The sequence below is a fragment of the Myxococcus vastator genome, assembly GCF_010894475.1.
GTDB lineage: Bacteria > Myxococcota > Myxococcia > Myxococcales > Myxococcaceae > Myxococcus > Myxococcus vastator.
The window spans coordinates 1-9,826 of the sequence record NZ_JAAIYB010000325.1 but is presented as its reverse complement, the minus strand read 5'-3'; the positions used below and the strand labels follow the sequence as shown (position 1 = coordinate 9,826).

At 69.7% G+C, this 9,826-nt stretch carries 12 protein-coding genes; 7 read left to right on the top strand and 5 right to left on the bottom strand.

What is annotated here, in order from left to right; genetic code table 11:
* From G4D87_RS26630 to G4D87_RS26615, 4 genes are all read left to right on the top strand, one after another.
* Positions 1–655: transposase (locus G4D87_RS26630; RefSeq protein ID WP_205507734.1), on the top strand; the 655-nt coding region annotated here is incomplete at its 5' end.
* Between the two features lie 93 nt (positions 656–748).
* On the top strand, positions 749–1,204 hold the full coding sequence (locus G4D87_RS26625; RefSeq protein ID WP_275902303.1) for a LysR substrate-binding domain-containing protein: 456 nt from the start codon (positions 749–751) through the stop codon (positions 1,202–1,204).
* A gap of 134 nt (positions 1,205–1,338) precedes the next feature.
* On the top strand, positions 1,339–1,644 hold the full coding sequence (locus G4D87_RS26620; RefSeq protein WP_163785229.1) for a DUF378 domain-containing protein: 306 nt from the start codon (positions 1,339–1,341) through the stop codon (positions 1,642–1,644).
* A gap of 132 nt (positions 1,645–1,776) precedes the next feature.
* Positions 1,777–2,703, top strand: a complete 927-nt coding sequence (locus tag G4D87_RS26615) for a hypothetical protein (protein WP_163785226.1) — start codon at positions 1,777–1,779, stop codon at positions 2,701–2,703.
* A 47-nt stretch (positions 2,704–2,750) separates the two neighbouring features.
* Here G4D87_RS26615 and G4D87_RS26610 read toward each other — a convergent pair whose 3' ends face one another.
* Positions 2,751–3,128 carry a VOC family protein gene (locus G4D87_RS26610; protein WP_163785224.1) on the bottom strand — a complete coding sequence of 126 codons (378 nt, stop codon included), beginning with the start codon at positions 3,126–3,128 and terminating at the stop codon, positions 2,751–2,753.
* Positions 3,129–3,228: 100 nt separating this feature from the next.
* The gene (locus G4D87_RS40030; RefSeq protein WP_163785222.1) at positions 3,229–3,960 is read right to left on the bottom strand and encodes a helix-turn-helix domain-containing protein; all 732 of its coding nucleotides are present in this window, start codon (positions 3,958–3,960) and stop codon (positions 3,229–3,231) included.
* A 126-nt stretch (positions 3,961–4,086) separates the two neighbouring features.
* On the opposite strand from G4D87_RS40030, the gene G4D87_RS26600 reads away from it, so the two are divergent.
* A complete protein-coding gene (locus G4D87_RS26600; RefSeq protein WP_163785221.1) occupies positions 4,087–4,485 on the top strand; it encodes a hypothetical protein in 399 nt (132 codons plus the stop codon).
* Positions 4,486–4,510: 25 nt separating this feature from the next.
* Here G4D87_RS26600 and G4D87_RS26595 read toward each other — a convergent pair whose 3' ends face one another.
* On the bottom strand, positions 4,511–5,470 hold the full coding sequence (locus G4D87_RS26595; protein WP_163785220.1) for a LysR family transcriptional regulator: 960 nt from the start codon (positions 5,468–5,470) through the stop codon (positions 4,511–4,513).
* A 105-nt stretch (positions 5,471–5,575) separates the two neighbouring features.
* On the opposite strand from G4D87_RS26595, the gene G4D87_RS26590 reads away from it, so the two are divergent.
* The gene (locus tag G4D87_RS26590) at positions 5,576–6,226 is read left to right on the top strand and encodes an NADPH-dependent F420 reductase (protein WP_163785219.1); all 651 of its coding nucleotides are present in this window, start codon (positions 5,576–5,578) and stop codon (positions 6,224–6,226) included.
* A 1-nt stretch (position 6,227) separates the two neighbouring features.
* On the opposite strand, the gene G4D87_RS26585 is transcribed toward G4D87_RS26590, so the two are convergent.
* Entirely contained in the window at positions 6,228–7,520 is a 1,293-nt protein-coding gene (locus G4D87_RS26585; RefSeq protein WP_163785218.1) for a type I restriction enzyme HsdR N-terminal domain-containing protein, read from the bottom strand.
* Between the two features lie 189 nt (positions 7,521–7,709).
* On the opposite strand from G4D87_RS26585, the gene G4D87_RS26580 reads away from it, so the two are divergent.
* Positions 7,710–8,612 carry a symporter gene (locus tag G4D87_RS26580; protein ID WP_163785217.1) on the top strand — a complete coding sequence of 301 codons (903 nt, stop codon included), beginning with the start codon at positions 7,710–7,712 and terminating at the stop codon, positions 8,610–8,612.
* On the opposite strand, the gene G4D87_RS26575 is transcribed toward G4D87_RS26580, so the two are convergent.
* Positions 8,609–9,826: putative PEP-binding protein (locus G4D87_RS26575; protein ID WP_240358633.1), on the bottom strand; the 1,218-nt coding region annotated here is incomplete at its 5' end. The genes G4D87_RS26580 and G4D87_RS26575 overlap by 4 nt on opposite strands.

The following is a 9,826-nucleotide window of genomic DNA, read 5'->3' as shown; positions in this document are numbered from 1 at the left end:
CAAGGATGATGACGACGACGCGCCCCCGTCCGTCCAGGACTTGCCCAGCCACACCGTGCCCCATACGGCCGAGGGCAAGCCGACGCCGAAGGCGCAGCGCAACTTCACCGACTCCGACAGCCGAATCATGAAGAAGGGCGCAAGCTTCGAGCAGGCCTACAACGCGCAGGCGGCGGTGGACTCGGCGCACCAGGTGATTGTCGCCCAGGCCCTCACCAACCAGCCTCCGGACGCCGAGCACCTGCCGGCGCTGGTGGACCGGGTGGCCGCTCACCTCGAAGAAGTGCCAGGCAAGTTGAGCGCGGACGCGGGCTACTTCTCGGCGAAGAATGTCCGCTGGCTGGAGTCGGTGGGCGTCGAGCCGTACCTCGCCACCGGCCGCCAGAAGCATGGAGACGCGCCACCGAAAGTCAGAGGCCGTCCGCCCTCGGGACTCACCCCGAAGGAGCGGATGGCCCGGAAGCTGGCGACGAAGCGAGGCAAGGAGGTGTACCGGATGCGCAAGGCGATTGTGGAACCCGTCTTCGGCCAAATCAAAGAGGCACGCGGTATTCGTGCCCTGCTGCGCCGAGGCCTGACGGCCGCCCGGGAGGAGTGGGCCCTCATCTGCGCCACCCACAACCTCCTCAAGCTCTTCCGCATGACGGCAGCGTAGCGGCCTGCCGCACCCAGCGGCGGACCGGCGTCTCTCGTCCGGCCTCGCTTTCAACCCCATTACCGCTACACACTCCTAGCGGACCACGCGGGACTGACGGCGCGCCGGCTGGGCGTCCAGACGATGTCCGTCTGCGCCGCGCCCGGCTACCTGAAGCGCCATGGCCGCCCGAAGACACTCGAGGACCTGAGCCAGCACGACGCGGTCGTCTACGGCCGCAACGGCGTCAACAAGCCCTGGCGCTTTCCGGACGGCCAGGGTGGCGAGCAGCGCATCACCGTCCAGGCGCGCCTGCGCTTCGACGACGTGGAGACCATCATGGACGCCGCGGTGCAGGGGGCCGGGCTGGCGTGGCTCCCGCGCTGGCTCATCGCGGAGCACCTGCGCGGCGGCAGGCTCGTCGAGGTGCTGGAGACGCAGCGCCCCTATGACAATGAAATCTACGCGGTGTGGCCCCAGAGCAAGCACCTGACCTCGAAGGTGCGCGCGGCCATCGACCTCCTCGTCGCGCGCCTTCCCGAGCGACTGACGGACCCCTCCTCCCGCTGAGCCGCACGGCAGTCGAAGCACCGAGCCGGACAATCAATGCCGGTGGAGTAGCCAGGACGCGCCGGAGCAACACCTTATCCGGGAGGCATCACCCACCTGCACGAGTGGAACACACCTAGCCAAGGATACGAGCCATGGAACGAGCGGACGCGGACCGAACCAGAGGAGGGATCGCCAAGGCGATGGCCGTCCTGGCCATCATCGGCGCCATCAACTGGGGCCTGATTGGCTTCTTCAATTGGAACCTCGTGAACGCGCTGTTCGGCGGCGATACACGAACAGAGATGAGCGCGCTCAGCCGGCTCATCTACTCCATCGTGGGTCTGTCGGGCATCGCGCTGGCACTCACCTTCCCGTGGAAGAAGAGCCTGGGAGCCAGCACGACCACCACGCCAAGAACGGACATGGGGATTCACCGCCGAACCGAAGTGCGTCCCTGACGCAGGCGGGCCCGCTGTTCTCACGGGCCCCTGCGTCCACCGCGGGTGATACGTTCGGCGACCTACAACGCAGCGGTTCCGCCTCGGCCCGTCCATCCCGGGCCGGGGCCTCCGCACGAGGAAGCCGTCGCCATGCCTGGAATCCCCGATGCCGAGTTCCTTCAGGACGCCTTCATCCAGGAAGGCGTCAGCCCGGCCCCTGGCGTGGTCATCGCCGCCTGCACCGTGGGCGATGACGAGGACGCGCCCAAGAATCGCGTCGGCGTCCGACGAGACGGCGAATGGCTGGAGTTCGGCCTCTCCAACGAGGCCATCCTGTCGGTGGACGCCACCCCGGGCGGAGAGGCCTACGTCCTGGGGGAGAACGGCACCGTCGTCCGCTTCGATTGGAAGTCGCCCAAGACGCGGGATGCGCTCCGCGCGTCGCGCAAGCCCTTCGCCAACGGGGCGGTCACCCACAAGGGGCCACTGCGCCGCCTTCGCGTGCTCGGCGGAGACGTGCTCTGCGCCGGCTCCGTAGGCCAGGTGTACTGCTTGAACGGCGAGCGCTTCGACTCCCTTCCGCCCCTGACGGTGGACGGAGAGCCTGTCACCATCGAGGACCTCGCCGGCAACAGCCGCGAGGACTTCATCGCGGTGGCCTCCGATGGCTACGCCGCCCACTTCAATGGCAGCACGTGGCAGATACTGGCACTGCCAATCCACACCGCCCTGACCGCCATCTGCAAGCTGGAGCAGGGCTACGCCCTCTGCGGGAAGAGCGGAGCCGTGATGACGGGCAGCGGGGACGAATGGAGCGACCTCACGCCGGTCGACGGGGACCGTGACTACTGGGGCATCGCGGCGCACCGGGGGACGCTCTACGTCGCGCATCTGGCCGGCATCGACCATGCGTCCGGCCAGACGCTGCGCCCCCTGAAGCTCCAGAAAGAAGCGCCGTTGCAGTTCACCGTGCTGCGGGGTGCCTCCGACGGCGTCTGGTCCTTCGCGGACCACACCATCGGGCGGATTCACGACGGACAGTGGCACACGCTGACCAGCGGGCCCCGCACTCCCTGATTGCCCGACGGGCCCCACACGCCGCGGAAGACGCTCGGCTCCCTCCTTCAGGCCAGCGTCTGCAAGACGGCCAGCACGTTGCCCGAAGGGTCCTTGAACCACGCGATGGGCGGCCCCATGTCACCGCGGACGATGCCCTTCGCATCCGCGTCGAAGCCGTCATACCGCTCCAAGCGCACGCCTCGGCGGGTGAGCTCCTCCACCGCCTTGTCGATGTCCGCCACGGGGAAGTTGAGAATCGTGAACGACGCCGGGGTGTGGTTGTCCTTGGGGTAGACGAGGATGTCCACGCCGCCCGCGAGGTGCAGCGTCAACATGCCGTCCGACTCGGATGTCTTCAGACCCAGCGCCTCACCGTAGAACTTCCGGGCCGCCGCCACGTCGCGCACCGAGAAGCCGCTGAACGCCTTCGTGTCTCCGAACATGCCTGACTCCCTGGCTGGATGGCCGCCGTCCCCGGCGCTCCCCTTCAGTTGGACATGGACCGCGCCAGACGCAACGATGCGGCCCGCGGGGAATCATCCATCACATCGGATGGAACTGCTCGATGGTGATTTCCTCCACCAGGGCATCCTGGGGGGCGCCGAAGCTGGTGAGCGTGGTGTACCAGTGGGTCGTCGCGCCCTCCCGGGTGAACGTCAAGGGAACCAGCACCGAGCCGGCGTTGGCGGGCCGCAGCGCGGTCAACGCCTCGACACCTGGCTGCGCCAGGACACGGGCCAGGACTGACGCCACGGGTGAGCGGGGGCCTCGCATGCGAACCCCCTCCCTCAGCCGGTGGAGCAGATACCCAGCAATCTCCTCCCAGTTGCCAATGGCCGAGCGCACGGGCCCGGGCACGAAGACGAGGTCCATCAGGTTGACGTGTCCCAGCGCCTCGCGCGTCTGCCCCATCATCGCGAGCGCGCCCGGATTCGCATCGAGCACCGTCGAGGTCGAATCCACCACGATGGCGGGATACGGCTCATGCGACGCGAGGATGAGCCCCGCGGCCCGCCGGACCTCCGCCAGCTCCGCGCTGTGCCAGCCGCGCTCGCCGAACTGAGGCGCGAACCCCGCCGCCACCAGCAGGGCGTTGCGGTCCCGCAGGCCCAGCCCCAGGGCCTCCGCCAGCCGCAGCACCATGTCCTGACTGGCTCCGGAGCGGCCCGACTCCAGGAACGACAGGTGGCGCGCCGATACCTGCGCCTCCAGCGACAGGGCCAGCTGGCTCTTGCCGCGCAGCGTTCTCCATTCCTTGAGCAGGGGTCCAATCATCGCCGTGTCCCTTTCCGAGCCCAGACTGCCCCAGCGCGTGACGCGGGACGATGACCTTCGAGGTAATTGAGAACCTTCCCTGCCAGGAACACTGTGCTCCCGTTCCCACCCACTCGGAGAGCCCAGATGATGCTCCACCTGCTTCGCAATCCCCGCTTCGTCTACCGCTTCGACGCCGCCGCCTCGCTCCTCATGGGCGTGGCCCTGTTGCTCCTGGCGCCCACCCTCACCCAGCTCGCGGGGTGGACGCTGCCGCCCAGCTTCCTGTTCGGCGTGGGCCTCTTCCTGCTGCCATGGTCGGCCTTCAACCTCTGGGTCGGGCTCAAGCAGCCCGTCCTGGGCGCGGCCCTGGTGCACGTCCTGGTGGACACAGCCTGGGTGGTGGGCAGCGTGCTGCTCGTCGTCATGCACGCCCAGGAGCTCACGACCCTGGGCGTCGCGCTGCTCGGCGGGCAGGCCTTCGCCGTGGTGGGCGTGCTGGCCCTCAAGGCCATGGGGCTCACGTCGCTTCGCGCGGCGGCGTGAGCACCGCGCCCCTCCAGAGGTCCGCTCAGCGCGGCGCGGACCTCCGCCCGGCGCGGCGCTGCGCGGCGGGGGCGGCGCCGCGCGCCTGCTCCGGCGGAGCGCCCAGCGCCTCGGAGAGCGCCTGGAGGAGCACCCGGACCCTGGGCACGGCGCGGCGGCCCGCCAGGAACACCGCGTGGACCGGAGGCCCTTCGGCCGCGTAGCTCGCGAGCACCTCCACCAGGGTGCCGTCTTGCGTCCGCGCGTCGCGCATGAAGTCCAGCACCTGGCAGAGGCCCGCGCCCGCCGCCGCCAGGTCCAGCAGGGCCGGACCGAAGTCGACGTCCATGGCGCCGTCCGTGCGCACCACCCGCTCCGGCCCGCCCGGCGTCTCCTGGAAGCGCCACTCCCGGGCGCGGCCTCGTGGGTCCACGAACTTCAGGCAGGTGTGCCGGGCCACGTCCGCCGGGCGTTCGGGGGTCCCGTGCCGGGCCAGGTAGGACGGCGCCGCGAGCGTCATCCAGCGCGTGCGCAGCAACCGCTTCGCCACGAGGCCGGAGTCCTCCAGGTCGCCCAGGCGGATGGCCACGTCGACCTGCTCCTCCACGAGCCGGCTGAGCCGGTCGCTCATGCGGACGTGCAGCGTGAGCTGCGGGTAGCGCGCCTGCAACCGCGCCAGGCACGGCAAGAGCCACGGCCCCAGGATGAAGGGCAGCGACACCGTGAGCGGCCCCCGCGGCGCCCGGTGCGCCCGCGCCAGCTCCTCGTGCGCGGCGCGCATCTGGGCCACTGACTCCCGGGCGTGACCCAGGAAGGCCGCTCCCTCGGGCGTCAGCGAGACCTGCCGCGAGGTGCGCTCCAGGAGCCGCACGCCCAGCGAGTCCTCCAACCGCCGCACCGCCTTGCTCACCGCGGCCACGGTGATGCCCAGCTGCTCCGCGGCCCTTCGAAAGCTCCGGGCCTCCGCCACATGGAGGAAGGGCACGACTCCGGTGAACAGGTCCATGCCGCGCATTGTCAACCCAGGGTTGACGATGACTCAACTCCCACGGGCCTCCCGCGACCGCGGGTCGACGACTACCGTGGCCACCACACGACGAGGAGACGACACATGAGAATCGCAATCCTGGGGACGGGCATGGTGGGCGAGGCGCTGGGCAGCAAGCTGGTGGCGCTGGGATACGAGGTCCGCATGGGCTCGCGCACCCCCGACAATGCCAAGGCCGCGGCCTGGGTACGCCAGGCCGGCGCCAGGGCCTCACAAGGCACCTTCGCCAGCGCCGCCGAGTTCGCGGAGCTGCTGTTCAACTGCACCCAGGGCAGCGTCTCCCTGGAGGTGCTGAAGTCGGTGGGCGAGGCCGCGCTGCGCGGGAAGGTGCTGGTGGACGTGGCCAATCCCCTGGACAGCAGCAAGGGCATGCCGCCCGTGCTCTACACGGCGCCGGATGACTCCCTGGGCGAGCAGCTCCAGCGCGCCTTCCCGGACCTCAGGGTGGTCAAGGCGCTCAACACCATGAACTGCCAGGTGATGGTGGACCCGGCGCGCGTGCCGGGAGACCACGACGTCTTCGTGTCCGGCAATGACGCGGAGGCCAAGGCCCTGGTGACGAAGCTCCTCACCGAGGGCTTTGGCTGGAAGCACGTCATCGACCTGGGGGACATCACCACCGCCCGGGGCACGGAGGCCTTCCTCCCGCTGTGGCTGCGCCTGTGGCGCAGCCTGGGCAGCGGCGACTTCAACATCCACGTCACGAAGCGCTGAGTCAGCCGGTGATGACCTTGAGGGCGGGCTTCCCGTCCTCCTGTGTGGCGGCGTCTGGAGGCGGTGGCTCGTCACGCACCGTCTTGGACAGCTCCAGGCTCCGAATCACCAGCGCCTTCAGCGCCCAGACCTGGGGCACCGATTCGATGAAGACGCGGCTGGTGCCCAGTCCCGCGGGCGCCGCCTCCACCTCGAAGCCCGCAGCGATGGCGCGGGCCTCGTCCACCGGCACCCAGGTGACGATGCTCTTGCGCTTGCCATTGCCGAAGAACCGGGCGAACCACTTCGTGGGCCGCTTGAAGGACACGTTGAAGTAGGACGCCGTGTCCCGGTAGAGGATGTCCTCGGCGGCGTGGCCGTTCTTGACGCAGATGTCCCGCACCACGCCGAAGAACTCCAGCTCCGTCTCGGTGGTCTCCACGGCGGCGCGGCCCTTCTCGTCGGGCGCGGCGCGGCCCTCCGGCTCGAAGGGTTTGGCCGAATCCGGCTTCACCACGTTGGCGCCCTCCTGCGCCACCGCGGGCTCCGCGCCCTCGTTGAGCCGCTGGATGCGCTCCTTGAGCTTGTTCAGGAAGTCGTCGCCCATGACCCGCAGCAGCGTCGGCTCGATGGCCTCCCTCGCGACGTCCGCGAGCCGCTCCATCACCGCGGTGGTCCGCTTGCCCTTGTAGATGTCCTCCGTGAGCCACCTGAGGAAGGCCTCGTGCTCACCGGGCGCTTTCAGGGCGGACGCGAGCTTGTCAATCATCCCCTGCCGGTAGCGGCTGTTCTCCGCGTCCGTAATCAGCGTCGTCGCGTTGAAGGCCTCACGGCTGAACTTGGACAGGAACTTGGCCACCTTCACCCAGTCCGACTTCGTGTCCTCCAGGGAGAACGTGAAGAAGGGCTCCGGGTCCATGACGTTGGGGTTCTCCAGGTCTCCGAAGAAGAGGTAGTGGCACCCGTCGGTGATGATGCCGAAGTGGAGCTCCGGCAACTGCGACAAGTAGCGCGCCAGTTGCTGCGCGCGGGCCTTGAGGTCGGTGCCCAGGGGCTTGGTCTCGATGACGATGAGCGGCTTGGTGCCCGTCTGGTCGAAGATGGCGAAGTCCATGCGGTCCGGCAGCTTCTTGCCGTCTCCCTGGACGAAGTCCGCCGTGTATTCCAGGCGGACCTCCCGCGGGACGCTCGGGTCGTAGCCGAGGCTCCGGATGAACGGGACGACCAGCGCGATCTTCGCGGTCTCCTCGTTGGAGATGAACGCCTTGTTGTCCTGATAGCGTTTGACCAGCTCCAGCAGATGGTTCGCGTCCATGGCACGTCCCCCTGCCCGGGCTTGCGAGGCGTCCGGGCGTGGAGGTGATTTCAAGGCGAGGGAGCCCTGGCGGCCATCCCTCCCAGGGGTGAGGTCCGCCCCCTTGACTCCGCGGCCACTTCGAGGAACGCGCGCACGGCTGGCCGCCCCAACGTGCCCGACAAGGCGCGCCGTGCGCATCCTCCAGCCATGGACGTCGAGGTGACCGCCGCGCTGAGCGTGCGGCACGGAGTCGAGTTCGCGGTCCGGCACCTCGTCGTGCTCATGGGGTTCGTCCTCGGGCTCGCCGTCGACGCGAGCGCCGTGAAGCACGCCATGCGGCTGCCCGCCTACGCGCGAGGCCTCCCCCTCATCCTGCTGGGAGTCCCGCTGCTCGCCCTCCTCGTGGTGCACCTCCTGCCCCTTCCTCCCATCGCCGGCGGCATCCTGCTGCTGATGGCCGTCAGCCCTGGCGTGCCCAGCGTCGCCATCGCAGCCTACCGGCAGCGTGGAGACTTGAGCCTCACCGTGGCGCTGTCCCTCACCCTGTCCCTGGCGGCCATCGTGTGCCTGCCGCTCTCACTCCGGCTGCTCAGCGGGTTCTTCCCCGCCGTGTTCAAGGCCCCGCCCACCCTCCAGCTCCTCGAGCGCGTCATGCTGCCCTTCCTCGTACCGCTCGCCGCGGGCTGGTCACTGCGCGCCTGGCGGCCGCGTCTGGCCAGGCGCCTGATGGGTCCCATGCTGTGGCTCTTCAAGGCCGTGTTCGTCGTCGCCATCCTGGTCCTGCTGCTCATCAGCGGCCCGAGGCTGCGCGACGTGGGCGGGTGGATGGTGCTGGGCATGCTGGTGATGACCTTGGGCTCCGCGCTGCTGGGCCACTTGGCGGGAGGACCCCGGCCTCAAGACAGGACCACGCTCGCGCTCGCGGCCGTCTTCGGCAATCCTTCCATCGCGCTCGCCGTCGCGGCGGCCAGCTACCAGGACCTGCGGCTGGCGCCCTTCCTGGCCGTCTACCTGGTGCTGCGCACGCTGGCGCTGCTCCCCTACCTGCTCTGGAACAAGCACCACCTCCGGCACGACAGCCTCCACCGCGGCCGGACCTGGCAGCCCTAAAGCGTCGCCCGCTTCGAGGCCGCCAGCAGCAGCCGCTGCTCCGCGGCCGCCATCACCCGCTGCGCCGCGAGCACCGCCGCCGGGTCCACGGAGATGGACGTAATCCCCGCGCGCACCAGGTGCTCCGCGAAGTCCGGCCGGTTCGACGGCGCCTGCCCACACAGTGAGGACGTCAGGCCCGCTTCCTCGCACCCGCGGATGATGTCGCCAATGGCGGCCAGCACCGCGGCGTCTGCTTCGTCGAACAGCTCGGCGCACGACTCGGAGTCCCGGTCCACGCCCAGCATGAGCTGCGTCAAATCATTCGAGCCGATGGACACGCCATCAATCCCACACTTCGCATAGTCGTGGAGGCGGTAGACGATGGAAGGCACCTCCGCCATCACCCACTTCCTCAAGCCCCGCTGCCGCCCCAGCGGGCTGCGGGCGATGAGCTCCAGACACGCCTCCAGCTCCCAGAGCGTGCGCACGAAGGGCAGCATCACCTGGAGATTGGGCGTCTGCTCGCGGACCCGCGCGAGCACCTCCAGCTCCAGGTTGAACACGTCGGGCTCGCGCAGGTACCGGTAGGCGCCCCGGAAGCCAATCATCGGGTTGGACTCCTCGGGCTCGAACGCAGCGCCGCCGTCCAGGCCGCGGAACTCGTTCGTCCGGAAGTCCGTCGTCCGGTACACCACGGGGCGCGGATGGAAGGCCCGCGTCGTCTGGAGCAGCGCCCCCGCCATGCGCTCCACGAACTCGCCGCTCCGGCCCTCCGCGATGAGCTTGCGCGGATGCACACCGCCCAGGGCCTCGGTGAGCATGAACTCGGCGCGCAGCAGGCCCACGCCATCCACCGGGAGCGCCGCGGCCTCGCGAGCCTGCGCGGGCAGGGCCAGGTTGACGTAGAGGCGCGTGGCCAGCACCGGGGCCGTGCCCACCGTGGGCGCGCTGGCGGTCGCCTCCACCGCCCGCGGACGTGGCGCTTCCGCGCCCTCCCGGACCTCTCCCGTCGAGCCATCCACCGTCACCGCTTCGCCATCTCGCAGCGTGCGCGTGGCGGTGCGTGTGCCCACGACGCAGGGCTTGCGCAGCTCCCGGCTGACGATGGCGGCGTGGCACGTCATGCCGCCTCGGTCCGTGACAATGGCGGCGGCCCGCCGCATGGTGGGGACCCAGTCCGGCGACGTCATCTCGGCCACCAGCACCTCGCCCGGCTGAAGCTGCCCACCCTC

Bases quoted from the DNA above. Each gene is read 5' to 3' on its own strand.
- G4D87_RS26580 (WP_163785217.1), top strand. From the start codon at position 7,710: ATGGACGTCGAGGTGACCGCCGCGCTGAGCGTGCGGCACGGAGTCGAG.
- G4D87_RS26620 (WP_163785229.1), top strand. From the start codon at position 1,339: ATGGAACGAGCGGACGCGGACCGAACCAGAGGAGGGATCGCCAAGGCG.
- G4D87_RS26585 (WP_163785218.1), bottom strand. From the start codon at position 7,520: ATGGACGCGAACCATCTGCTGGAGCTGGTCAAACGCTATCAGGACAAC.
- G4D87_RS26610 (WP_163785224.1), bottom strand. From the start codon at position 3,128: ATGTTCGGAGACACGAAGGCGTTCAGCGGCTTCTCGGTGCGCGACGTG.
- G4D87_RS26615 (WP_163785226.1), top strand. From the start codon at position 1,777: ATGCCTGGAATCCCCGATGCCGAGTTCCTTCAGGACGCCTTCATCCAG.
- G4D87_RS26600 (WP_163785221.1), top strand. From the start codon at position 4,087: ATGATGCTCCACCTGCTTCGCAATCCCCGCTTCGTCTACCGCTTCGAC.
- G4D87_RS40030 (WP_163785222.1), bottom strand. From the start codon at position 3,960: ATGATTGGACCCCTGCTCAAGGAATGGAGAACGCTGCGCGGCAAGAGC.
- G4D87_RS26590 (WP_163785219.1), top strand. From the start codon at position 5,576: ATGAGAATCGCAATCCTGGGGACGGGCATGGTGGGCGAGGCGCTGGGC.
- G4D87_RS26595 (WP_163785220.1), bottom strand. From the start codon at position 5,470: ATGGACCTGTTCACCGGAGTCGTGCCCTTCCTCCATGTGGCGGAGGCC.